This is a genomic window from Haloferax sp. S2CR25 (assembly GCF_031624535.1).
GTDB lineage: Archaea > Halobacteriota > Halobacteria > Halobacteriales > Haloferacaceae > Haloferax > Haloferax massiliensis.
Map to the genome: position 1 here is coordinate 95791 of NZ_JAMQOO010000011.1, position 24313 is coordinate 120103.

Consider the following 24313-nt stretch of genomic DNA (forward strand, 5'->3'; position numbering starts at 1 on the left):
GGTGGCTGATTGACTGGGAATCAGCCATGCCGATCTTTTCGTTTTCCCGTGTCCAGCATCAGAAAGGGGCTTTTCATCGGCAAAGTGTCTACAGACGCAATTGCTGTTGTGAACCCGAGTGCTATCCAGAGAAAAATCTTAGGAACGTCATCGGCGAGTGTGTGGGTTATACTTCTGATGATATCCATGTGAAGCCAGCACAGGTATGCACCATGGTAATCGGGCGAGACACAGCGCGGAAATCCGGTTAGGGAACGGAGCGCCCAAGTATTGTTAGAGAAGTCCCAGACGCCCCCCTGATACGAGTCCCCTAAAGCCGTTTTTCGAGTCTTCAACGGATCTCGGGCCTCTTATACGGACACACTGTTTTCACCCGAGATGGATTATCAGTCACTATCTTCACTTCTGGCAATCATCACACTGGCCACCATCAGGCCGATCCCGACCGGGATGCCGATGATTGTGATGCAGCAGACAATGCCAGCGATCATCATCAGACTCGACAGAGACTGCTTGGCGAACCAGCCTCCTTTTCCGCTTCTACCAGTAACTTCTCGTTTCCCTCGTGGGAGGGCTTCAGTGTCTCCTGTGAGCCCGTTGACTTTCACGCGCTGGTTGCAGGAGTAGCACTTCTTCCGGTACTTCAGAAGACCGACTTTGATATGCCCGACCGTCTCCGCCCCACAGTACGGACACGCGTCAAGTTTCTCGAACCAGTCCTTCAGTTTCCGTCCGTTCACCCGTTTCTCCAAATCAACGTCCTCAGGTTGTTCTCGCATGATATGTAATCTCGATTACTTACCGGTGATATTTAGAGATGAATCAGCGAGGATTTCGTGTCCCGTCTGTACCAGCATCGCGAACTGCTCACCGATCTCCGTCGAGCGGTCACGGACTTCGCCAGCACTCTCGACAGACCACTGCTTCTCAACGAGCCGATAGCGTTTGTTGTCTTTGACGGTGAAGCCGCTCTCCGTGAACAGCTCCTCGTGGGCTTGGATTTCGTCGACGACGTTCAGGTTGTCGTCGAGGTTGTCGATTGTGACCGTGACTTTGTCCTGATCCGGTTTCGCAGCAAGGGTGTAGACAACGCCACCGGGATGATCGGGGTGCTGAGATTGGAGTTCCGGCCCGCGCGTGTCGAGACCGCCCGGGAACGCGTCACCGAGCGTCTCAGCCTGAACGGTACTCCGAATAGAGGGAAAGATCGCTTCGACAATCGGCGCGACGAGCTCGGGATACGTGGGATTTCCGCGACTGGCCGGACGCACGCGGGACTGTTCGTAATCGACGACGACAGAACTCGTCAATAGCGAGCGGTCATCGTCCTCCTCGTCTGGTGCAGAGAACCGTTGCACCTCAGTACACTGGAAGTGCAAACCCTGTTCAAGTAGAAACCGCGCGTTAGCAGCGGTCGCCTGAGTGATCTCCTCGGCCACGACCACCATCCGCTGCTCGGTGTTGTACTCGTGTTCGTCGATTACTTTCCCAAACTCGGCTTCAACAGCTGTCTGGAGAGTGCCACCAATAGCGGAGTCCCCGGCTACGTCCCAGTCGCCGCTCTCCAGCCGCGCTTGGTAATCGTGGTAAAGAGCGCCCAGAGCGTCGTAGTCATAGGTGCTCAGAGAGCTTGCGTACGCCTGTGGCTGGGAGAGTATCGTCTCCTCACTCGCCGAGCCGGAACCCGACCGACCGATCTTCACTTCGATCACGACGACGTTTGCAAACTCGTCAATCGCGATCAGATCGGCGACACCGGAGTCCAGCCGGACTTGCCGTCCAATAACGAGAAGTTGTTCATCCAGAATTAGCGTTGGATTCACGTGAAGGATTGACTCCAGTGCCGACTCAGGTCGAATCACATCTCGGGAGAGTGCAGTCACTGAGATTGGCTCATCACTGTCGTTGGATTCGTAGACTTGCACAGCACCTCAGTCTCACCCCTATGGGTAAATATTTCATACCGGTATAATTTCTAAACCGGTTCAGAAATCGTTTATATACCACTTGTCCTATCGGTTGGAATTTTTTGCCGATGAGTCTCATCGGAGAAACGAAACTCCGGATTTTGCTCGAACTCGTTGGCGAATCAAAGCATGGGTATCAGATCGCAGACGAGCTCAACATCTCCAAAGGCGGCGTATATAACCATCTCCAAGATCTTCAGGAAGCTGGAATGGTTGAGTTGGTTGACGAACAGGAGAGTGGACGCGGGAAGAAGACATACAAGATTACTGAGAACGGATTGTTACTACTTGAGGCGCTGGGAGAGCGATAAATCCACACCAACTGACTCTATCACCTGACAGCTCAACCAAGATACCGTATAGCCAATCGAGTAAATATTACTGGTGGGAATCGTCATTTTCTACAGATACGCTTAGGTCAGATCGTCGATGGTGAACTGACACTGTCTTACTGAAAACGTGAATCTGTAGCTGAATACACTCGTTGAGTCAGTTGATGCTCTTTCGCAAAGACAGCCACCTCCCGATCAGTCACTCCCCGACGCGGGTGGGGTGTGGGCCAAAAGGAAGTCGTGTTCATCACGCAGATATTGGAATGAAACAGGCGGTCGAAAGTCATCCACATATTGATGAGGGTCAATAGATCGCTCGAAACGGCTCGTACTCTCTACTTCAATCGCATATCCTGTTTCTGCGTCTCCGAAGTAGTCCATAAATCGGGAGCGGTCGTCAATTCCAGATACAGAGCCAAAATCACGCCAGAGCTGTTCCGGTGTTCCTTCAATCACCTCGTCCAAGGAGAATGATCCAACGATTTCCTGAACAGGAGACGATGCGTACAGATAGATCGTTTCGATACGGGAGGGATCTCGGAACCGAGTCTTCCGGAACTCGTACCGCTTCTCTCGGTCGAGAATCTTCTCAGCGAACTCCGGTTTAATCGATAGTAAAACGTTCATCTATGCTCCCTTTCTTGCGGATGTACTGATAGCTGGCGTCATCAACTTCTTGGATCGTCTGAGGTGGGCCCGATAAAACACCCTCATTCAACAACACTTGGTAGTGGAGGGGGTTGTCCAAATCGAAGTGCCACTTGAACAGTATCACTGTGGTCGGAGACTTTACCATCTCCTTGATCTCGTGCGTAGTAAACACAGACCGCTTACCGACGAGCTCTACCACAGTAGCTGCATCAGTAACGCCGTACTCTACCCGTTCACAGACCCCGAGCGATGTGAGTTCCTTGTGGTCATTCGATCGGTAGAATAGCAAGAGGTCGCCTTGTTCGACTTGCCGCGTATTGGCGTGTGATAGGTACGCCTTCTTGATCGCGTTGCCCTCTGTGAGGAATTGCCCAGAGAACTCCGAGAGCTTGGGTTGGCGCTTTTCGTACGTCGGGAACAGACGGCTGTGAAATTGGGGCTTGATAGGAACGAGGAATTTGCCAACCTCGTCGCCGTCATAGAAACTGGGATAGAACCGGATATTCACTTCCAGTGGATCTGGGTCGTCGCCAGGCCCTGTCGTGAGACGTTTTACGAAGACACCTTCGCCGTCAGATTCTCGTGAGGCCAGTTTGAAGCCGTATTGGGAAATAAGCTGGACGAGGTAGTCATCTGAATTGATGTGGTGAGTGAGGTACACCTCCTCCAATTCGTGTTGAATCGCCTCTCGGATCGAGATACTAACGAGGAGTTCTCCGATCTTCGAGCCGCGTCGATCTGCGGCTACTTTGAGCGTGCAGATCTTCAACCGGTCTCGTTTCCCGAGTTCTGGCTTGCTCCCGACAGACTCCGCCTCATTCGGCTTTAGGATCAGGACAGCACCAAGCGAATCATCGCTGTTCCAGTTCACATAGGCATCACGTTCGTCGGGTATCGCCTCGAACCAGCTCTGGAAATCGTACTCCGCTTTTAGCGAATCGAAGATCGGATCGTCTACGTCGAGATCGCCGACTTGCTTTTTCTGGATCGAGGGAGGGCCCTGGTATGCTGCTTGGTTCTCTCTGAATCGATTCCTGGCCTGATCAACATTCAGTACCTCCTCGTCAATATCGAGATCGTCGGCCTTCCGGTGCATCCCCTTGTCTTCTGTAACGAGGATGTCGACGCGGCCCTCGAATACAGCGTAGAGTAACGCATTGTCAACCTGCTCGTTAAAGCCGTCTCCAGCTGGAACGTGGGCTCGGAACGCCGTCGACGTAGAGTCTGGATACGACGGAAAACCCAATTCAGCGTATGTTGCGATCTTCGACTCAGCTGTTTCCCGGCGTTCATCGTTCTCGTAGTTTCGAATCTCCTGTTTCGACAACGGATGAACGAGAATCGTGTGACCCTCCGTCTTCAGGAGGTTCTCGAGTTCTTGAAGCGGTTTGGGGACGGTCCAGTCTCCTTCTCGCTGGATGAACACGTTCGTGTCGATAAGCACCTCCATTGAAGCACCTGAGATGTATCTAACAGATCAGTGTTATCTATACATCATAAATCATGGGGACAATTAGTATTTCACAAACCCAACTCAACGACAAGATCGAAGTTACAAATCGCTCTCGTCGAAGATCAGTTTCGTGCTATTTTGATCTAACCACTTCACTGATTCGTGGTACTGTGGAAGTATCTGCTCTATAAGACTCCAGAATTTCGGGCTGTGACTCTGTTCCCGAAGATGGGTGAGTTCGTGGACGACAACATAGTCAATCACTTCAGGTGGAGCCATCATCAGCCGCCAGTTGAACCCAAGTGTCCCAGTGGTTGAACAGCTCCCCCATTTCGTCCGTTGATTACGGATCTCGATCTTTCCGTATTCTACACCGATCTCGTCGGCGTAATGGTCTGCTCGGTCTGTCAGATGTTCTCGGGCCTCGCGTCTGTAGAAATTCTCCAAAGCCCGCTTGACTGAGGACTGAGCGACCGCACTACGTCGGAGGCGGATCGTGCCACCAACCACTTCTGATTTCTGACGTGGTTCCACAACAAGCTCGTGAGTCTCACCGAGATAGGGGAATCGTTCACCAGGTTCGAAGCGTCGGTTGGGGGCTTGCTCTCGGTACGTTTGGTATTTGTCCTGCTTGTCGAGGACCCAGTAGGCGTTCTGGCGCAGCAGTTCCTCTGGGTCAATTTCAGCGTCTTCAGGGATAACGACGACTACACCACGGATGTCGATGTCAATCCGTGGTTGAGTGGCATCTGCGCTCTTGCGGACCTTGTATCCGACTTCGGTGCCGATGAGCGTGGCTGATCGGGCTTCACTCGACATAGTTCTTGATGAGATACATTCGGACAGCGTCGATGAACTGGTCGTTCACGAGATCCTGGATACTGTATCTCTTAATCAGTACATCAAGTAACACAAGTTCAATCGTCTGAACCGTACGGTCGTTCGCTTCCCACCCTCCATACCCAGTGTCGACTCGGTCCTCGAACTCGGCGACGATTTCCCGAGCAATTGATTCGGCTTGCTCATCGGATTCGATGCTGTTGGCCTGTTTCTCGGTGAGCTCGGCGTAGATTGCAAACTCCGCGTCGTTCATCCCTCGTTCCTCAGCCTCCTGTTCGACCTCAAGAACCGATCTCTCGACGGCTTTGAGTGCTTCAACAGCTTCTGGGTCGCCTCGGTTCCCCTGTTGCCAGTCTTCGACGATCTCTGTGACGCGTTCACTGAGTCGTTTGTAGTGGGGGTTCTGACCCTGGCGGGACTGGAGGAACTCACGGGTTGCGTGCGCGATGTTGGTCGCCTTCGCAGCATCGTTATCCATCTTCTCGATGGCTTCGAGGTGCTCCTCGCCGATCTCGTACACCGGGTAATCTCGCTTGATGTCGTCGATGTTGACGTGCTCCTCGATGATCTCCTTCGTCTTCTCACGCATCTCGTCTTCGGGCCGATCCTTACGGTTGTTGTGTCGCTGGAAGGCCGTGTGAACCCGAACGAGCCACTTGTAGTCTTCTTGCAGTCCTTCTTCGACAATCCGACGGTCAGGAGAAACCGATTCGTAGAGGTCCTGAAGCCGACGGAACCCTTGTTTGAACTCGCGTTTTTGAGGATGTGTGCTGACCCGAGCCAAACACTGGTCGATCGTCTCCTGCGTATTTGTCCGCGGGATACCGTCGAAGATGTCGAGGACTACGTCGAGCTGTTTTTCCAACTTCTCGAACAGCTCCTTGCGATCTTGGGCCGCGTAGGCTTTCGTCTCCTCGTCGTAATCGAGTGCATCGTCGATGTTTTCGAACACGCCCTGGAAGTCAACGATCTCCCCGTTCTCTTTCCCCTCGGCTGGCCGATTCGTTCGAGCGATGGCCTGCATCAGCGTGTGATTCTTGATGTTGCGGTCGAGGTACATCGTCTTGAGAATGGGCGCATCGAAGCCCGTGAGTAGCATGTTGTGTACCACGAGGAGTTTGGGCTCGTCATCCTCTTTGAACGCTTTGACGATCTTATCGCGTTCTTCGCTCTCCGTGTGGAACTGTCGAACGAGTTCGTCGTCGCCAGTCCGCGCGGTGTACAGGACTTCGACAGCACTCTGACCGAGACTTGCCACCAGCCTCTCACCGTACATCGCGGCTGAGGTTCGACTCGGCGTGACGACCATCCCTTTCCAGCCATTCTTGTCTACACCCGCGAAGTGATCGAGGATCTCGTCGACAACACAATCGACACGCGGCTCAATCTCCGCGAGCATCTGACTCGTGACGTTGTCCTGGATGAACTCGAGCTTCTCATCCTTGCTCATCCGAGCGAACGCTTCATCGAACTCCTCATCGAGCCCAGCCTCGTCAACGTCCCAGTCCATGTCGTGGCGGAGCGTGAAGTAGACCGGGAGAATGAGTTCGTCCTCGATACCGGCTTTGATCGAATAGCGATGGAGGTACTCCTCTCCCTCTGGGGAGAACTCGCGGAAGGTGTTTCTGTCGGCCTCGCGTTCACCCTCGCGGACAGGAGTCCCTGTGAAACCGAAGTGGTAGGCGTTCGGGAGTGCTGCATCGAGACGGCTCCCCAGGTCTTTCTCAAGAAATCGGTGGGCTTCGTCGCTCATCACGACCGCCTCGTCATTGGACTGAACATCAGGATCGACGTCCTGGAATTTCTGGATTGTCGTGACCACGAGCTCGCTCTTGCCAGCGGCGATCTTCTCCTCCAGGTCGTCGATAGTGAACGCTTCCGTCCAGCGGTCGAACGAGAGGTTCGCCAGTTGGTCGCGCATCTGGGAGTTCAGCTTGTCCGTATCGACGACGACGAAGATCTGAGGCGCATCCATCACATCCCGTTCGAGGAGATTCTTCGCCGTGTAGAGCATCGTGAACGACTTCCCCGACCCTTGTGTGTGCCAGATAAGCCCTTCTCGGTGATTGCCACCAGCCACCCGCTGGAGGACGCGCTTGACCGCGTAGTACTGCATATACCGCGGGATAATCTTGACGTCCTTGCCGGCCTTGCGCTCGTAGAAGACGAAGTGTTTGAGGAGATCGAGCAGCGTTTCGTGGTTGAAAAGGGCTTGAACAGCCTGCTTCATCCGGTTGGCGTCGCGATACTGTTCGGGTGCATCGTTCCACGGCATATAGAACTCCCGTGCAGCCCCGATAGCGCCGTACCGCAGTTCCGTGGTGTCGGCGGCGACGTTCATGAGCGTGGGCACGAACAACCGGGGAACTTTGGCCTCGTAGCCATGGAGGTCCGTGATCGCGTCGTAGTAGTCGTTGTCTTGTGCGAGTGACTTGAGTTCCATCTGGACGAGTGGGATTCCGTTGACGAACAGGGTAACGTCCGGGCGTATCGTGTGGACGCGCGAGACCTGAAACTGGTTGACAGCGTGGAAGACGTTGTTCTCGGGTTGCTCGAAGTCGATGAGATCAGCGTAGATCGTCTTCGTGCCGTTGTGTTTCTGGTCGACGGTGAACTTCTTCCCTTTCCGGAGGACTTCGGTAAACTCCCGGTTGCCATCCATCAGGTTGTCGTGGTCAAGATCGCGCTTCACCGAGTTCAGGAAGCGATCGACGTTGTCCTCGCGGATGTCCCGGTTGAGTCTGATGGCTTGTTCAGCGAGGAGATTCCAGTAGACAACCTCGGGACTGGTGCGATCGTACTCCTCGTCGAGCGCCTTCGCGCCGTTTCCACCATCGAGACCGTGTGTGTCCCAACCGAGGGCGTCGAGCCACGAAAGTATCGAGCGTTCGACGCCGCCTTCGGTCGGGAGGTCAGCCATGTTGGAGGACTTCGTCGAGGACTGCTATGTTTGTGTCGGTTGTTCGGACAGTTCCCGAGAGGAGATCTTGCATTAGACCCTGTTTGAGACGTTGGAGGCGATCGTGGTGCTGTCGGTTGATTTCAATAGCCTCCTCGCACTGCTCGATCTTTTCGATGATCAAATCTTGCTCCTTGAGCGAAGGAACTGGAACCTGAAATTTCTCCATCGCACCAACGCTGAGGTTGTAGTTCCCCGCCGAACTTCGAATCCAACCAGACATCTCTGTTCGACCACGCTGCGAGTTCAGGAACTCACGGATGTAGGCGGGACGAACTCGTGACTCATCTACTCGAACACGAATCAGATATGAAGCAAAGACAAAATCTTCGTCTTGTTCAGTGAATGTAGCGCATCGACCAGCATACTCAGGATTGCCATTTGTACGGATAACAAGAATATCGTCTTCTTCAAGCAGCAAACGCTCTTTTTCGTCGTCATCAAGTGGTGTGTGTTTCAGATCACCGAGAGTGATACGCTTATCAACAACGTTTGGAATCCGAAGTGTTGGGTAACCATCCCGGTCAGTGTTTGACTTGTTGTCAGTCCCGTACCGGGTGTCCTCGATTAACTCATCGAATCGGACAATTTCCCACCCGGAAGGTGTCTTCCCTGACTTTGTCTCAGTGTATGAGGAATGATCTGCGACACCTTCGGAGAATACCTGCTGAACCACACCAGATTTGATGTGTTTCGCCTGATCAACAATCTCATTGGTCTTCTGAATCGCTTGATCCAAATTATAGAGGATGCTGGCGATTTTGCGCTGTTCTTCGATTGGTGGAAGCGGGACAGGTAGGAGATCAAGACGTGTCTTCGAGAGCTCAATCTGTCCCGTTGATCCATTCACACACATCGAGTAAAGGAGTGCCTGACCCAAGTGGCTCTCCAAAAAATATCGGTGAAAGTGTGGGAGCAGTTCGTCGTCAGTCCGAAGCAATGTGACGTGAGAGTCGACAGCTCTCCGCTCATCATCTGGGTACACTTGCGCACGCCCAAGTGTTCCCTGTCCAGTAGAATTGAGAATCACGTCGTCACGTTCTGGGAAATACTTCTCTTTCCAGCCTTCCGCGACATCTGCGTCGAGGTAGCGTAGATTCTCGAAGTGCCAACCATCCCAATAGATGCACTCCTGATTGATTACCGGAACTCCCTCGTCCGCGTAGGTCGGCTGCTTGCCTCTCGTGATTAGCTGTTTGATGTCGCCCAACCGCTTTGCTGTCCAATCGCCGGGTGTCGAGAGGGTGAACGGACCAAACTGCTCATGATCCAGCCCGCTTGAGTCATCTTCTGACGCACCTCCCCTTTGATCGTCAGCAGATTTGTCTAAGCCGACTTCCTCACTCATAGTTCAGCGCCTCCATGTGCTCAGTCATTCGCGTCTCTATCTCGTCGCGCTCAGCCTGCAACTCCCGCAACGTCGCCAGTTCTTCTTGGACGTCGATGTCCTCCTCTGGCTCCGTTGTGTCGACGTAGAGCGCGATGTTCAGGTTGTAATCGTTCTCCCGAATCTCCTCCAGCGGCACCGATCGGCTCACCCGCTCCTCGGTCTTCCACTCCGCAACGTTCGCGTCGATGTGATCCATCCCCTCAGCGGTGAGCTCGTTCTGGTTCGAGAGTTCGCGGTAGAAGGCTTCGTCGGCGGCGTGGACGAATAGCACTTCGTCCTCACGCTCTGTGGGCTTGTCCGTGTTCAGCAGCAGAATCGCAGAGGGAATCGAATTGTTCTGGAACAGGTTCTCAGGGAGACCGATGACGGCTTCAACCATGTCGTTCTCCAGCATCGGTTTCCGATATCTACCTTCGTGCTTGCGGAACAGCACACCATGGGGGATGACGATTGCCGCTTGGCCACCCTCGTCGTCGACGGCGGGTTTCTTCAGTTGTTCGGCCATGTGCATGATGAACGCGTAATCGCCACGGTCGGCTCGTGGAAGCTTCTCATGCCACCCGAAGCGGCTGTACGGATCGTCCTGAAGTTCGTCCTTTGCCCAGTTAACCGAGAATGGGAAGTTGGCGAGGACGTAGTTGAACCGCTGGAGTTCGTCGCCCTCGGTGAACTGCGGCCGAAGGAGCGAGTCTTCGCGTTCGATGCGGCCGTTGAGCCCGTGGATCGAGAGGTTCATCTTGGCGATAGCCGCGATGTCGGGGTTGATCTCCTGGCCGGTGAACGTGAGCTTCGACGGGTCGCCGTTTTGTTCCTCGCGATAGTGGCGTGCCGCTTCGATGAGCATCCCGCCGGAGCCGACCGTCGGGTCGTGGAAGGTGTCGCCGTCGTCGAACGGCTCAACGAGGCGCACCATCAGCTCGACGATGTGCGGCGGAGTGAAGAACTGGCCACCCGACTTGCCTTCTTCCTCGGCGAAATGCCGGACGAGGTCCATGTATGCCTCACCGAGCATGTCCGGAGGGACGCTCTCAGTGTCAAGATCGTGGGTACTCAGGTGCTCAATGAGCTTTGAGAGGCGGTCGTCATTGAGCGCGTCAGCGGCTACGTAGTCAGCCCGGAAGACACCCTCAATCTCGCCGTCGTTCTCCTCGCGGAGTGCGTCGAAGGCCTCGTTAATCGCCTGGTCGACGTTCTCGTTGACAGCACGGAGGTCGTCCCACGTATAGCCTTCTGGGACGATGGGTGTGTCGTAGAGGGCCGGACGGCGGGCGTTTTCTTCGCCGTACTCCTCGGCGTACTGCTCGTACTGAACCTCGAAATTGTCCGAGATGGTCTTGTAGTAAACGAGCGGGAGGATGAACTCCTTGTAGTCGGTTGAGTCAACGGCGTCGCGAATGATGTCCGCGCACTTGAATAAGTGAGAATCCAATTCGTCCAGCGAGAGAGTCATAGAGAGGACATCTCACCTGATTCCTTTATCTGCTACGGTCGCGGAGTAGCGGTTGCCAAATCACAGTTTGATAAGTTTCCGTCAGCCAAGGAAGTGGGCGCGCGTCTTATTCACGCCACTCATACAAGTCACCATACACCTGCTCACGCTTCTCTTGCAACTGATTGGCCCAATCCACTGCTTCGTCAAGCACCTCTTTTGGTTCAAGACCAAATTCAAAAGTTTTGATATAGTTCACATCGACGTGTTCGGATCCTCCGATCATACGGGTTGAACCACCTCCGTTCGAAACTAACCTTGCGAGGATGGTTCGTTGTTTTTCTGCAAGCCGATACTCGTCTATGTGGCCTGAAGCTTGACGGTCCACCATTACGCAGAAACCGACCAGTCGCATTGCGGTGGCGACGCTACCAGATAGATCTTGGCCGGGGAAATCAGGGAGATCTTCGAAAAGATGGGCTTCATATCCCCTTTCCTCCAACGCACGTTTCACCCGTACGAGCTCAGCTTTGTGAGCACCCTCGTAACTTCCTAAAACCAAGACCGTATTATCGAGCTTTTGGATCACCCTCCCGAGTATCGCGTCAAACGTTGAGTTTGCCTTGAGATTCAACTGGCCATCGTATGATACTTCGTCAAGCTTGCTCAGACCTCGATTAAGGGCCTGTCCTTCTCGGAAGTCAACCCCATCAACATAAAATGTGATGTTAAGGTTATAATCATTCTCTCGTATTTCTTCGATTTGAGCAGTCTTACTCATCGAATATCTCGTCGCACTGTCCTGAACCAAGCTTACGATTCTATCAATCCCATCACCAGTCAATCTATTCTGGCCCCTTCGCTCCTCATAGAAATCGGGATCTGCTGCGTGAACGAACTGTACTTCACCTTCCTTCTCCGTTGGTTTGTCAGTGTTTAGAACGAGAATTGCCGAAGGAATAGCCGTGTTCGGGAACAATTTTTCTGGAAGGCCGATTATCGCCTCGACAAGATCGTGCTCAAGCATATATTCCCTATACTCCATCTCATGCTTCCGAAAGAGGACACCGTGAGGAATGACGATAGCCGCTTTTCCACCTGCTCCGTCCAAATTTGGACGTTTCAGGTGCTTTGCAATGTGCATAATAAAAGCATAATCACCGCGATCGGCCCGGGGGAGTTTATCGCTCCAATTGAAACGCTCATACTGATCATTCCGAAGTTCGTCTTTCGGCCAATGCAGTGAAAACGGAAAATTGGAGACGACGTAGTCAAACCGTTCCAACTCGCCGTCCTTAATGAACTGAGGATCTGATAGTGAATCCTCTCTGGCGATCTCGTCGGTTAGACCATGGATGGAGAGATTCAGGCGGGCGATAGCAGCAATGTCCGGGTTTATTTCTTGACCGGTCAATCGAAGTTCCGAAGGGTCCTTATCTTGTTCTTCACGGTAGTAACGAGCGGCCTCCACCAACATCCCAGCGGACCCAACGGTCGGGTCGTGAAATCCGTCTCCAGCTTCGAAATCGTCCAAAAGCGAGATACACAATTTTGAAATCTCAGGCGGAGTATAGAACTGGCCTCCTCTCTTACCTTCTTCTTCAGCAAAATGGTGAATGAGATCTCGAAACGCACTACCAAGCAGATCAGGTGATACCGAGGTGCGATCAAGATCGTACTCACTAAGATGGTTTAGTAACCGGGTCAATCGGTCGTCATTGAGCCGGCTTGCGTTGACAAAATCAACTCGAAAAGCCCCTTTCAATTCAGGGTTTGTCTCGATCAGTGCTGCAAAAGCTTCGTTGAGTGCTTGATCGACGTTGTCAGTAACTTCTCGAATATCGTTCCAAGTGTGTCCTTCGGGAACAACGGGAACGTCGTAATGGTCGGGGGTCCGAGCGGTCTGCTTGTCATACTCCTCAAGATTGTTCTGATACTGATTTTCGAACTCGTCAGAGATGGTCTTGTAGTAGACGAGTGGAAGAATATACTCCTTGTAGTCGGTTGAGTCAACGGCGTCGCGAATAATGTCTGCACATTTGAATAAATGAGAATCCAGCTGGTCCAGCGAAAGGGACATAACAGAGTCGTTGACGGGGGGCCAGTTATCTTCTACGGTGGGGCGACATCTCAAGCCATACTCATCAAATCATTCACCCCAGCACTACCGATACGGAGATACGAATCGGCCGTTTTCGTTCCGCTGAAGTGGATCAAGGGGAGAGTTCCCCAACTGGTCTACATACTGCATGAATAGTTGTTCGAAGCCATGAGGAGGATTGTCGAAAAGGCCGACAGCATACTGAATCAATTCCTCACCCGTGACTGTTTCTCTTTCATTACCTTGTGTAAGTCCGTAGTACGCTGAACTCGCCATCTCCTGTAGAAACTGTAGCTCCCCGTCGTAGCAGAACTGGCAATCATGAAAGTCGGGAGCGAACAGAACACCCCGGCTATGGTGTTGCGTGCAGAATATCTTTTTGAGTCGGTCGAGGTTACGGAAATCTACCTCAAACGGCGGCTCATCCTCAACAGTGACGATAAAATACCCGCCGATAAGTGGGTCACTCCCGTGATCGTCAGTTCGGTAGAGAAACGCCGAATTGAGACAACGACCCTTGTATCGTCCAGTGTGCTCGTGGCCAGAGAAGTACGCCCGCCCAGAGAAATGATCCAGCATCGGAACATATTCTCCGTGAGTAACTAAAATATCGTCCTCTACTACATTTTCTGGGTCCTGAGTAAACCGCTGGTCTCCGACTGTAGTGGTACCCTCTGGTGAGATACGAGTTCCTACGGAGAGCTCGTGTTCTTCATAGACATACCGTGAATCTGGTCCGCGCGTGTGATCCCGATTTCCGTAGATATAGAGCAGACCACCGTTGGTGCGATCCTCCAAGGTTGCCAGGTACGGTTCAACATTACAGAGCTGTTCAACACCAGCGTCAAGCCCGTCAAAATATGCGTTAGTCAGGTCTCCTACGTGAATAACAAAATCAAAGGATTCTCCCTCCGTTTCAGAGACTACCCGTTTTAGGGACTCGACGTCACCATGGTTATCGCCCATTACGAGAATCTTCTGTGTACCCATACTATTACTCGATTATCACATCTTATCAAGATGACTTCGGGAAGGCAAAGAAGACCACAGGCCGAAGCTTATGTCGCAAGTGACGTTCAACTAACGAGGCTCCCCTGATTTTCCGCCAGCGTTCCATACCAGATCCATTAGTTCATCAATAGCAGAATCAGGATCGATAGAATACGACTCAATCACAACTTCCGGTAGAGTGACAACTTGCTCCCCAAACGGGACTCGGTCGTACTCATCTCCTCTCGAGTTACGCTTGATAAGGAACTCTGGAGCACCGATAATGGATGCGAAAACGTAGAGGGGTGGCCGCAGATCTTGTCTTTGGAGGTAGCTGACGTAATCCGGTAGCGTATTTTCTAATGCAGTTCTGAGCTCGCTACTGGACAAATAGGGAGATCCATGTTTTGGATTTGTGGTGAATACGTATTTTGTTAATGCTTCAACTACCCCTCCGCGAAACGTACGAACGTACTTGCTCACTTCTTGATCCGTCGAACCACGGAGAACAGTAACGCTGTCAACGGAATACACCTCGTCGAGACCCCCTGCACCGCCTCTCGCCTCGAAGAAGGGAGGCCTCGAATCCGTGCGGAGTTCTGCGGTGGAAAGATCGATTTGCTTCCCAGGTGTGAGAGAGTCTCCTGAAAGGACATGTAGAACGAACTTTGGTGATGTCGTAATGTCGAACCGATCTCCGTCTCCCGCTATGGTGGCGATTCGATCGTTTCTGAACTCATTGAACGTCTCACCTTGACGCTCCGTCTGAAGTATTCGTCGGCGAATCTCACCGACATCTAATGGAAATCGGCCACTCGGGCTCCGTGCATAGAACCGGTCATTTGTCGTGACTCGGTGGGGAGATCGCCAGCTCCGGTCAATACCGACGACTACGAGGTGTCGGTTCCCTTCGGTCGGGATTGCACTGATGTCGAAACTGCTGGTTGGGAGAGGAGGGTCAGTGCTACGCCGGAGAACATTGGCCCATTGTTCGATAGTTTGATCAACCTCGTCAACAGGAAAGCCAGCCGCATGTTCAGGCTGGCCGTCATCATCGGGGATTCCAACGATTAGATGACCTCCATTACTGTTTGCAAAAGATGTCGCCTCCGCCAGCAGTGTGGTTTTGTGGTCTGATGAATCAGTATCGAGGTTGAGGTACTCCTTGTACTCGATCTGTTTTCCCTCCTGAATCCCTTCAGTAACCAATTGTTCAACATCACCAAGCGTGATCTCGTCAACGGGTTTCTCAAAAATCGGCATAATATCTGTATCTTTCAAATCGTATTACATATACGTTGGTGTGTGCCGAAGCGAGTACGAGATTTGTTTCCGGTACCGCGAAGATTCATGCCAACAACCACCAGGTGTTGCTCAAGACGGCTTTAGAGGTGTCTATCATGGTTTTACCCCCGAACACTTTCCTCCGAACATGACATCCGCCGTGAGCTGGCCGCTCCGAGGCAAACTCAATGATTTTCTCGAAAGAGCGACACTAATCACGCCCCCTGTCACACAAGCGTTTCTGACTCACCGGCGTATAGGAGCAACGCGTCCTCATCACCTTTGACGAAAAAAGAGAAGCGACCATCCCATCACGACCGGCGAGTCGGTGCCACCAACCTCTTTGGGAAAGCTCCGCCGGACTTCTCACCACCTGATCTCCTTAGCCCCTGTAAGTACGTATACACAGGTAGTGCCAGTACAACAGCTACTCAGTCGAATTGTAGTGCCAAGACGCGCCCGTACGTACATACAGCATTTTCTCCCATCCCGGTATGGGCACTGTCGGAATCGCTAAAGTATATAATGTGTTAGTGGTTGCAGTCGGTCTTGTGGACACCCGCAGTATCGCTACAACAGGATTGGCGATTCCGTCCGGTCCTGATTAGAAAGTCGAGGTGGCACCCCTGAATTATTTATATTGCCGTGTAGTGTTTTCTCGACGAGAAGGTCGAAACCGGCGGAGATGCGGCAATAAAGCCCTCAAAACGGCCGATTTGGCCGGAGGGTAAAGCGCGTCCTTGGTAAGGACGAGACCCCGGGTTCAAATCCCGGCCTAGGCTTGAATCGTTTCCTTCACATCCCGGTTTTACCTTCCGTAGACGCGCGTATACCGCCAAACAGTTGGCGGACGCGGGTCGCGCGAGGTGGTCGACGTGACCGGCTACGTCGAGCCGGCATCCCACGAGTTCGCGGCGAACTACCTCTTCGACGTGCACGGGCTGGCTCCGTTCTTCGCGGCCGACTCGCAAGTGAAGGCCGGCGGCGGAAGTCAGCGCTCCGAGTTCTACGACCAGGGGGAGCGATGGACGATCACGCTGTACTACCAGGACAGCAACGTGGTCCATCCTGGTTCTCGGCTCCCAACCGGCACAGAGTGGCGACTCGACGAGATGCGCGAGTTTCGGCTGAAAGTTAAGCGCCACGGAGATGAGGACCCGGTGGGACAGCAGAGTTTCAACGCCCACATCACGCCCCGATGGCAGGGGATGAAAGTCCAGAAGCGCGACGGCACTGTTTCCGACTACTCGGTCCCGGACGGAATTCGCGAAGCGGTCAACGTGAAAATCCAGGGGTCGAACATCGACTTCCACCGCTATCTGCAGCTGCTTCAGTCGGCTGCGTTAGCCGTCGGAATCCGTGCCGACTACTTCGAGGAACCCCACGAGTACAGCAACGTCCAAGACGCCGAACGGTACGTGCGCGTCCACGAGGACGCCAGTGGTCCGGTACACGCTCGTGAGGGTCCGATAGCGTCGATGGGGCACTTGCTCGAATCTGACCGGCAAGGGTACCGTAAGGTTGTGCAGAACGATGACGACGATCACGGCCGTAATCTGCCGGGATACTATCACACCGTCACACTTGGCCCTCGTCGCATCCGTGAGGCGTTCCCATCCCACGCACTCCCAAAGGAGATTAAGCACTACTACGCGAGAGAAGCCCAGAGCCAGGGAGATGACTCGCCTCTCGCGCATCCGAAAGTCGGCGCATCGTACCAGGTGAGCCGGTGGGACGAGAAGTTAGGAGTGACCCCAGAAGAGCTGAACCAACTGGAGCGCGAGCTCGACCAAACGGTCCTGTCTGTCCTCGCTGATGCTGGCCTCGACGTGGCACCGTCACGGGGGGACGGTCCGTTTGTCTCGGATGCGTACTTCGAGGTGGAGACGACCGAGAACGGGCCCGACCCGATTGGGCTCGATCTGACCCACATCCGGAGCACCCAGGAGAGCGTCGTTATTCGCCACCTCGCCGACGGCCTTAGCCCTGTCCAGTGGGAGAGCCTGCAGACGCTCGTCACGGACGGCGGTGTGGTTTCGCCGGCCGACATCGCGGACGAGCACGGCCGACACGTCGAGAGCGTCAGGCGGGCGCTGCGCAGCATCGAGGACCTCGTGGTCCGCGAGTACGCGAAGGTAAGCCTCCGGTCCAACTACGTCGCTGAGCTAGTTCACGACGCCGTACAGGAAGCTCAGGACGCTATCAAGCGAGCTGCCGAGACCGGAGCGAAGGCTATCCGGGTCGCCGAACAGGGAATGGAGGAGACGATGAGCGTCTTCATTGCCTGGGCGGCTCGCCACGGCATCGACGTGGACGACGCGCTAAGCCGGCGCGAGGCGCGGATGAAGCTTCGCGTTGGTGAGCCCGGGAGAGAGACACGTCGGGCGATCAAAGAGGGTTTCCGTATCTGGAAAGAGGCGGGTCTCCCAGAAGAACGCTTCCGGATGGCAAAGGTTCGGTTTAGTGGCGGCGGGGTATCCGATGCGTGGCGGTACCTGAACTCGGGATAGTGGGCCAGTTCGGGAGTGGCAACACTATCTGAGCACCCATTTTTCGGTGTATTCTGCCGGCAATTGGCTGCTGGTTGTCTCATTATCTAACACTTGAGGGGGAGTCCCTGTGTACCACAGGACCACCGCCTGACTGGAATCCAACCCGGGGGGTTTGGATTCCAGTTAGGGGTGTGCCTAAGGGCACAAAATTAAAACACTCCGCTACCGCCGTCACCGTCGTTCCAGTCGAACCACTCGAAACAGAGGTTCAAGAGAACGAGTTACGCGTGTAAATACTAACCCCGGTTATGTTGATTCGTTCTCGCCATACGAACCTAGTATAGTGTATAAAACTGAATCCGTGACTACAAGACAAATGAATAGCACCGAGATTATCAGAAGCACTTCGGGTATTATTGGGTCATTTTCCAAAATGGAAAACAGATCGTAGACGCTTTTCAATAAGAGAGGGACCCAAAAGAGAAGTATTGCTCCAAATACCAGCCCTTCTCGCGGACTTGAATCGCTCTCCCGCCGATTTTTAGTTGTGTCTTCGTTTGAAACTTCATCTGCATCTTCACTCTCTTCCTTATTATTGCCGGAAGTTGTTCCATTTGTAAGGAAATTAAATAGAGCAGCGCTGAATAAGATCGATACGGATACCAGCCCCATTAGAAAGTAAGTCGGTTCTGCATCTTGAATAAAAAGGTAAGAGAAATTTATACTGGGTAAAAACGCAAACACTGGCGCTTCATCATTGAGAATCGTTATTGCATCGCTGACAAATGACATCTTTAGAATGAATTAGGATCTATCCGGACCACGTTTTGATTGTTTTCTTTTGCTATATCGTAGATGATGTTGGCGTGATGCTCATCGATGTACTCTAATGTTTTTTCGATTGTTGTTTCTGCGTCGTCACCTTTTCCACGAATGTCGATGAACTCAGGAGCCGGCTCATATTTGTCAACATCACGTGATTTGCCTAGGCACTTATGATAGATGTCTTTATAATCATCTCCGTCTGCCTGGACAAATACCACAAATGGCTTTTCTGACACGTATATCTCAAACAGTTCCTGATACTGTATCTCCGTCCAAGAACCGCGCTCCACATATCCATCATATATCTCTCTAAAGAGGCGACCTTGGTCGAGGTAGCCGGCGGAACACAGACTGACCAGAGAGTATGCTTCATTAGGGTCGTGGCCGCGTTCCTTGTGAGCACTTGCAATTTCGTACTTCCGACTTTGCACTTCAAACCGCGAGTAATTGTTCTCCTCTTCGGCAATCCTTAGCGTCAGTCCCTCTTTGAGAACGGGGAGGAATCGACCAGGTATCTTGTCACAATAATATTCAAATATCTCGTCAAGGATTCCTCCGGATCCCTCTGTTTTTATCGCAGTAGCGATCCCGTTGCTTGCATCCATTGAGAAACCATTTGATTCAATGAAAGCACTCGAAAATTGCCCCCCTGCTTCAATAAGGGCCTCTTCACGGATATTCTCGGGATCAAAGACTAGAGTTTTTATCCCACGTATCTCCTGAATCTTCGCTTCGTTCCCAGCGGGCAGATCTCCCGCTCTCGCTTGGTCGTAATCACCGTTTGTTACAAGATCTAAAAAGCTCCCTGTCGTGATTTCGTACTTACTATGGCGGTACTTAATCTCCTGAAGAGCCTCGCCAAGTGCAATTAGCGCGTCTCGCCAGGGATCCATTTCAAAAGAGGAGATTAATCTTCTTCCCAGAGTTCGTCGTTGCTAAGATAGGAGACAATGGAAGAGATGTCATTTTCGACTGGCTCAACAGAACCATGACCAATGTAACCGACTTCATCAGTGGTTAGACGATCTCCGCTTGGAGATTCGATTATCTCTCCACTTTCGAGATCTACGATGTAACCCTCGTCGTTGACTTTAGCTCCAAAGAGTGGAAGTAGCGCTTCCAATTTTCCAGATTCAACGACGAGTTCGGTGGACATGGTTGAGGCTGTTGAGGGCTGTGTAGAATCCTTAGCGGTCATCAGATAAAAAAGGTGGTGGTAGTCTCTCTATCTCCAAGCTCGGCCGTATACGACCCAATCTTGAGCGCCTTATATCGGAGAATATCCTAATCATACGGAAAGAGTTCCTCCTCTCACACGAAGCCACTCGCGTCTTTCCCGATAGTCCGGGATCAACGTTCCGACGGTATTCCAGAATGCATCTGAGTGTTCACTGTGCTTGAAGTGGGCGAGTTCATGGGCAACCACGTAATCCTGAATCTTCCGAGGTGCGAGAATCAGACGCCAGTGCAGGGACACCTTCCCGGGTCGGTACTCGCCCCACCGACGCCGAAGCGTCTTCACCTCTATGTCCACCTCACCGAGACCCAGTTTTTCAATGTAGTCGGTTGCCCGTTCTGGAAGCTTCTCAGTGGCCTCCCGGACGTACCAGTCGACAACGGCCTGCTGCTTTCTGCGAGTGTTAACTGGCGTAGATTCAGGAACAACCAGCTCGAAGCGCGTCCCATCGAATCGTAGTTCTGGTTCGGGAACGTCCGCCTCGCCTACCTGGAGCCGGTAGCGACGGCCGTTGTAGAGAAGTTTCTCACCGCTCAGGTACTCCTTATCCAGCGGTGGATCGTCTTGCTCGGCGAGTCCGTATAGCGTTTCGAGGATCCACTGTTTCTTGTCCGCCAGGACCTCCTCAACATCGTCAAGGGACGCTTCCACGGGTGCTCGGACGGTCAACTCCATTGAACCGTCCATCGAGAGCCCGATGGTAGAGCGGTCGGGGCTCCACTCGATTTCATAGGGGACGACGGTCTGACCGATGTGGTACTCTCTCATGGCTTGTAGTGGGCTCTCGCAAGTTCCACGATGCGGGTAGTGAGCTGGGTGCGCTCGCTATTCGACATGGACACGTCAGCCTGAATGAGCCGGAGCTTCACCTTCTTCCGAAGCTTCTGCTGGAGGGATACCTTCTGTTGCCACTCGACGACGCTAGCAACTTCTTCGACCTCCGCGACAATGTCGCCGGTCAAATCGACGAGTGTCTCTTGTTCGACGGTCCGGTCTTCGGTTTCGAGTACGTCTTCCAGCGCGTGATAGAAGGACAGCTCCGTCTCGTCGGCAAGCCCCTTAGAGCGGGCCTGCTGGTCGCGAGAGCGCATCTCGTCGAGGACCTTCCTGAGCTCCTCGATGATTTCGCGGTCGCTCATACGCTTCTGCTTGTACTTCTCGATGAGTTCCTCGACGCGCTCCTGGAGCGAGCCGTACTGAACCGGGTCCTCGTCGAAGCGAACCGAAATCTCGTGTTTGACTGCATGGCGCATCTCACTCGCCCGAGCTTCGTCGTCCTCTAGGCTATCAATCTTCGCACCAAACTCCCCCTCGTCCATAATCGAGACCGGGTCGTCGTTGAGCACGTCAATGCCCTTCGAGCGGATGTGTTTCTGGATGAGCTCCCGAACCTTCTCGCCGCAGCCCTCTAGATTCATCGAGTCGTCCCGGTAGCGCTGCTTTGCCCTAGCGTAGATCTCGCTGAGCCGGTCGAGGTCGCTCTTGTAGGGGTTCGCCATCGGATCGGGCAGCACGATGTCCATCAGCTGCGAGAAGCGCTTGTACGCGTTCTTGAACTCGATTCGGGTGTCCTCTGGTTCGAGCGTCTGGAGACACGCCTCCATGTCCTCGATGTCGTCGAAGAACGAGACCGCCTTTCGGTGGGCGGCTTCGAGTTCCGGTTTCTTGTCCGAGAGCGGGACCATCGCGTGTTTCACGTCGTCGTCGCTGAACATCGCCAGGGCCGTCTTGAGGTCGTCGGAGATGCCGTAGTAGTCGACGATGAGGCCGTGATTCTTCTCCGGAAACGGCCGATTGACGCGGGCGATGGCCTGCAAGAGGTTGTGCTCGCGTAGCGGCTTGTCAAGGTACATCACTTGGGCAACCGGCGCGTCGAAGCCGGTGAGCAGCATATCACACACGACCAGGAGCTCGACCTCGCCGTTCGGGTCGACGAACTCCTCTTTGTACTTCGAGAGCTCCGTATCGCTCGGTGCCCACTCCTTGACCTCCTCGGGGTCGTTGTGGCCGTGCGAGATGACGACGCGAGACTCCGGGCCGTTCAGCGCGTCGAGTTTCTTCTTGTAGCGGATGGCTGCTCGCTTGCTGGTCGTGACGACCATCCCCTTGAACGGCGGGGCGATTTCGTTCTCGAAGTGCTCGACGATGTCGAGCGTCACCTCCTCGATACGTGCCTCTGCCTCAGCGAGGTCGCGCTCCTGGGCGTACCGCTTCTGAATCTCGGCCTTCTCCTCGTCAGTCCGGTCCTGAAAGACGCGGTCAAAAATACGGTCGAGGTTCGCGCCTTCGAGGTGGATGTCGGCGAGCCGGCCCTGATAGAGGATCTCGACAGTGGTGTCGTCTTCGAGCGACTGGTCGATGGTGTACGTGTCGATGTAGTTCCCGAACGTCCGGCGGGTGTTCTTCTCGTCCTTCTCGATGGGCGTCCCGGTGAAGCCGACGTAGTAGGCGTTCGGCAGGGCCGTCCGCATATTGTTCGCGAGCTTCTTGTACTGGGTCCGGTGGGCCTCGTCGACCATCACGTAAATGTCGTCGTCACGCGAGAGTACCGGGAAGTCACCCTCCTCGTCCTCGTGCAGCTGGAACTTCTGGATGAGCGTGGTGATGGTCTCCCCGGCGTTGGTCTTGAGCTTCTCGCGGAGGTCGTCGATGTCCTCGGCCTTCTTCGGGTTCGGGAAGCCACAGCGCTCGAACGTCGCATGGATTTGGTCGTCGAGCGCGGTGCGGTCGGTCACGAGCAACAGTGTCGGATCGGGCTTCGCCCGGCGGAGCTTCAGCCCGAGGAAGAGCATCGTCAACGACTTGCCCGATCCCTGGGTATGCCAGACGACACCGCCCTGGGCCTCTCGCCGGCTCCGGTGCTCAATGCGTCCAAGAGCCTTTTCCACGGCCCGGTACTGCTGGTAGCGGGCGACCAGTTTCACGGCCCCGCTTTGCTTCGTCTCGAAGACCGTGAAGTGCCGGAGCTGGTCAAGGAGTCGGTCGGGCTCGAAGAGCGCGTACAGCATCCGATGCTGTGGCGAAACGTAGTCGACGCCAAGCAGGTCGGCGATGTCCTCATCTTCCAGCGGATACGGGTCACGCCACGGCTTGTACTGGCCCTTCGGGGTTCCGTAGGTGCCCATCACCGCGCCCTCGTACCACGTCGCCACGGAGAACTGGTTGTACCGGAACAGCTCTTCAGCGCCCTCCTTGCCGGTCTCGGTGCGTTCGTTCTGGTAGCGCTGGAGTTGTTCCAGCGCCTCGCTTCGCGGTTCGGCGATGGTCGGGGCCTTGCACTCGACGACGCCGAGTGGGATGCCGTTGACGAACAGGACGATGTCGGGCTTGATGACCTCTATCGGTCCCTCGACGCGGAACTGGTTGAGAGCGAAGAAGTCGTTGTTCTCGGGGTTCTCGTAGTCGATGTACTTGACCGTCTGGTGTTTCAGCCCGTGGCTGCGGTCTTGCTTGACCGAGGTGTGCCGGACGAGTTTCTCGTGTATCTGCTCGTTCTCGTCCATCGTGCTCGTCCCAGCGACCTGCTGGATCTCGCGGACGGCCTTGTTTAGGTTGTTCTCGTTTATCCAGGGGTTCAGGCGTTCGACGGCGTCGCGAAGGCGGTGTTCGAGTACGGCCGAGGACTCAGTTTCGCGGGGGTCGTGCCAGATTGTTCGCTGCTGGTCGACGACCTCCCAGCCGAGTTGCTGGAGCGTGTCGAGGGCGGGGCGTTCGGACTCGGCGTACTCGCTGGGCATTTTAGTAGTTCAATTTGTCAGCGTCGAATTCAGTTTTCCCTGTGAGCAAGTCTTGTAGGAGTCCACGATTCAGTTCCAATAACTGCTCCTGGATCTTTTGTTCAGTCCGGAGTCTTTCGCGAACTCTACGGAAGGCTTCAGCTATCTTTCTTTGTTCTTCTATCGGTGGGAGAATTACCGGCATAGACTCTAAATCGGTCTTCGATAATTCGATTTGGCCGGTAGAGCCTGCTACACAGTATACGTACAGCATAGTCTGTCCATGGTTTGATTCAAGATAGTATCTAAAGAACGTAGAGTCGAGTAGTTCTTCATCTGGGTGGACCCTCGTTATGTGAGAGTCAAGAGCGTGGGTATTGGACTCATCCTCCCATTCAAGGGCTCTCCCAAGGGTTCCTTGTCCCGTGGAATTGATCAACACATCCCCATTCTTTACAAAGTATTTATCTTTCCAGTTTTCAGCAGATTCCTGATTGAGTCTCTTGATATTTTCTTCATGGGCACTGTCTAGTTAGTCGCCTCCTCGACCGGTGTTCGTCCGTCGAGCGCTTGATGCGGTCTTTGAAAGTTGTAGTATTGCACAAATTGTATGAACCACTCGCGGACGCTTCCGTGACTGCCCACCC

At 53.8% G+C, this 24313-nt stretch carries 18 protein-coding genes and 1 pseudogene; 2 read left to right on the plus strand and 17 right to left on the minus strand.

From position 1 onward, the window contains the following. Positions 1 to 386: 386 nt before the first annotated feature. Together NDI65_RS19110 and NDI65_RS19115 are read right to left on the minus strand one after the other, a co-directional pair. On the minus strand, positions 387 to 779 hold the full coding sequence (locus tag NDI65_RS19110) for a hypothetical protein (RefSeq protein ID WP_310894099.1): 393 nt from the start codon (positions 777 to 779) through the stop codon (positions 387 to 389). 15 nt (positions 780 to 794) lie between these two features. Continuing rightward, positions 795 to 1925, minus strand: a complete 1131-nt coding sequence (locus tag NDI65_RS19115) for a hypothetical protein (protein ID WP_310894100.1) — start codon at positions 1923 to 1925, stop codon at positions 795 to 797. 110 nt (positions 1926 to 2035) lie between these two features. Between NDI65_RS19115 and NDI65_RS19120 the strand changes: the two genes are divergently transcribed. Continuing rightward, positions 2036 to 2278, plus strand: a complete 243-nt coding sequence (locus tag NDI65_RS19120; protein ID WP_310894101.1) for a winged helix-turn-helix domain-containing protein — start codon at positions 2036 to 2038, stop codon at positions 2276 to 2278. A gap of 216 nt (positions 2279 to 2494) precedes the next feature. On the opposite strand, the gene NDI65_RS19125 is transcribed toward NDI65_RS19120, so the two are convergent. The 9 genes and pseudogenes from NDI65_RS19125 to NDI65_RS19165 all read right to left on the minus strand — a co-directional run bounded on the left by NDI65_RS19125 (position 2495) and on the right by NDI65_RS19165 (position 15375). Then, positions 2495 to 2926: a hypothetical protein gene (locus tag NDI65_RS19125; RefSeq protein ID WP_310894102.1), complete on the minus strand. Its 432-nt coding sequence runs from the start codon at positions 2924 to 2926 to the stop codon at positions 2495 to 2497. Then, positions 2904 to 4400 carry a hypothetical protein gene (locus NDI65_RS19130; protein ID WP_310894103.1) on the minus strand — a complete coding sequence of 499 codons (1497 nt, stop codon included), beginning with the start codon at positions 4398 to 4400 and terminating at the stop codon, positions 2904 to 2906. Before NDI65_RS19130 ends, NDI65_RS19125 begins: the two co-directional genes overlap by 23 nt. A gap of 102 nt (positions 4401 to 4502) precedes the next feature. Continuing rightward, positions 4503 to 5222 carry a SprT family zinc-dependent metalloprotease gene (locus NDI65_RS19135; RefSeq protein WP_310894104.1) on the minus strand — a complete coding sequence of 240 codons (720 nt, stop codon included), beginning with the start codon at positions 5220 to 5222 and terminating at the stop codon, positions 4503 to 4505. Continuing rightward, positions 5212 to 8163, minus strand: coding sequence for a type I restriction endonuclease subunit R (locus NDI65_RS19140; RefSeq protein ID WP_310894105.1), 2952 nt, complete (start codon positions 8161 to 8163; stop codon positions 5212 to 5214). Before NDI65_RS19140 ends, NDI65_RS19135 begins: the two co-directional genes overlap by 11 nt. Then, on the minus strand, positions 8156 to 9550 hold the full coding sequence (locus tag NDI65_RS19145) for a restriction endonuclease subunit S (protein ID WP_310894106.1): 1395 nt from the start codon (positions 9548 to 9550) through the stop codon (positions 8156 to 8158). The genes NDI65_RS19140 and NDI65_RS19145 overlap by 8 nt, the downstream gene beginning before the upstream one ends. Then, positions 9543 to 11042 carry a class I SAM-dependent DNA methyltransferase gene (locus NDI65_RS19150; RefSeq protein WP_310894107.1) on the minus strand — a complete coding sequence of 500 codons (1500 nt, stop codon included), beginning with the start codon at positions 11040 to 11042 and terminating at the stop codon, positions 9543 to 9545. The genes NDI65_RS19145 and NDI65_RS19150 overlap by 8 nt, the downstream gene beginning before the upstream one ends. Before the next feature lie 688 nt (positions 11043 to 11730). After that, positions 11731 to 13101, minus strand: a pseudogene (locus tag NDI65_RS19155) (class I SAM-dependent DNA methyltransferase); the annotation flags it as partial. A gap of 84 nt (positions 13102 to 13185) precedes the next feature. Further along, positions 13186 to 14112 (minus strand): metallophosphoesterase, encoded by a 927-nt coding sequence (locus NDI65_RS19160; RefSeq protein WP_310894109.1) that lies wholly within the window; start codon positions 14110 to 14112, stop codon positions 13186 to 13188. Between the two features lie 90 nt (positions 14113 to 14202). Beyond that, positions 14203 to 15375, minus strand: coding sequence for an RNA-binding domain-containing protein (locus NDI65_RS19165; protein WP_310894110.1), 1173 nt, complete (start codon positions 15373 to 15375; stop codon positions 14203 to 14205). A gap of 896 nt (positions 15376 to 16271) precedes the next feature. On the opposite strand from NDI65_RS19165, the gene NDI65_RS19170 reads away from it, so the two are divergent. Next, positions 16272 to 17906 carry a MarR family transcriptional regulator gene (locus NDI65_RS19170; RefSeq protein ID WP_310894111.1) on the plus strand — a complete coding sequence of 545 codons (1635 nt, stop codon included), beginning with the start codon at positions 16272 to 16274 and terminating at the stop codon, positions 17904 to 17906. Positions 17907 to 18194: 288 nt separating this feature from the next. Here NDI65_RS19170 and NDI65_RS19175 read toward each other — a convergent pair whose 3' ends face one another. The 6 genes from NDI65_RS19175 to NDI65_RS19200 form a co-directional block, all read right to left on the minus strand. Next, complete coding sequence (locus NDI65_RS19175) at positions 18195 to 18560, minus strand: hypothetical protein (protein WP_310894112.1); 366 nt, start codon at positions 18558 to 18560, stop codon at positions 18195 to 18197. Positions 18561 to 18682: 122 nt separating this feature from the next. Beyond that, positions 18683 to 19606 (minus strand): hypothetical protein, encoded by a 924-nt coding sequence (locus NDI65_RS19180; protein WP_310894113.1) that lies wholly within the window; start codon positions 19604 to 19606, stop codon positions 18683 to 18685. Between the two features lie 14 nt (positions 19607 to 19620). After that, positions 19621 to 19911: a hypothetical protein gene (locus NDI65_RS19185; protein ID WP_310894114.1), complete on the minus strand. Its 291-nt coding sequence runs from the start codon at positions 19909 to 19911 to the stop codon at positions 19621 to 19623. 90 nt (positions 19912 to 20001) lie between these two features. Next, the gene (locus tag NDI65_RS19190; protein WP_310894115.1) at positions 20002 to 20718 is read right to left on the minus strand and encodes a SprT family zinc-dependent metalloprotease; all 717 of its coding nucleotides are present in this window, start codon (positions 20716 to 20718) and stop codon (positions 20002 to 20004) included. Further along, positions 20715 to 23687 (minus strand): type I restriction endonuclease subunit R, encoded by a 2973-nt coding sequence (locus NDI65_RS19195; RefSeq protein ID WP_310894116.1) that lies wholly within the window; start codon positions 23685 to 23687, stop codon positions 20715 to 20717. Before NDI65_RS19195 ends, NDI65_RS19190 begins: the two co-directional genes overlap by 4 nt. Positions 23688 to 24194: 507 nt before the next feature. After that, positions 24195 to 24313: integrase core domain-containing protein (locus NDI65_RS19200; protein WP_310893828.1), on the minus strand; the 119-nt coding region annotated here is incomplete at its 5' end.

Coding starts and splice junctions, on each gene's coding strand:
- NDI65_RS19110 (WP_310894099.1), bottom strand. CDS start 779: ATGCGAGAACAACCTGAGGACGTTGATTTGGAGAAACGGGTGAACGGA.
- NDI65_RS19120 (WP_310894101.1), top strand. CDS start 2,036: ATGAGTCTCATCGGAGAAACGAAACTCCGGATTTTGCTCGAACTCGTT.
- NDI65_RS19125 (WP_310894102.1), bottom strand. CDS start 2,926: ATGAACGTTTTACTATCGATTAAACCGGAGTTCGCTGAGAAGATTCTC.
- NDI65_RS19130 (WP_310894103.1), bottom strand. CDS start 4,400: ATGGAGGTGCTTATCGACACGAACGTGTTCATCCAGCGAGAAGGAGAC.
- NDI65_RS19135 (WP_310894104.1), bottom strand. CDS start 5,222: ATGTCGAGTGAAGCCCGATCAGCCACGCTCATCGGCACCGAAGTCGGA.
- NDI65_RS19140 (WP_310894105.1), bottom strand. CDS start 8,163: ATGGCTGACCTCCCGACCGAAGGCGGCGTCGAACGCTCGATACTTTCG.
- NDI65_RS19145 (WP_310894106.1), bottom strand. CDS start 9,550: ATGAGTGAGGAAGTCGGCTTAGACAAATCTGCTGACGATCAAAGGGGA.
- NDI65_RS19150 (WP_310894107.1), bottom strand. CDS start 11,042: ATGACTCTCTCGCTGGACGAATTGGATTCTCACTTATTCAAGTGCGCG.
- NDI65_RS19160 (WP_310894109.1), bottom strand. CDS start 14,112: ATGGGTACACAGAAGATTCTCGTAATGGGCGATAACCATGGTGACGTC.
- NDI65_RS19165 (WP_310894110.1), bottom strand. CDS start 15,375: ATGCCGATTTTTGAGAAACCCGTTGACGAGATCACGCTTGGTGATGTT.
- NDI65_RS19175 (WP_310894112.1), bottom strand. CDS start 18,560: ATGGGGCTGGTATCCGTATCGATCTTATTCAGCGCTGCTCTATTTAAT.
- NDI65_RS19180 (WP_310894113.1), bottom strand. CDS start 19,606: ATGGATCCCTGGCGAGACGCGCTAATTGCACTTGGCGAGGCTCTTCAG.
- NDI65_RS19185 (WP_310894114.1), bottom strand. CDS start 19,911: ATGACCGCTAAGGATTCTACACAGCCCTCAACAGCCTCAACCATGTCC.
- NDI65_RS19190 (WP_310894115.1), bottom strand. CDS start 20,718: ATGAGAGAGTACCACATCGGTCAGACCGTCGTCCCCTATGAAATCGAG.
- NDI65_RS19195 (WP_310894116.1), bottom strand. CDS start 23,687: ATGCCCAGCGAGTACGCCGAGTCCGAACGCCCCGCCCTCGACACGCTC.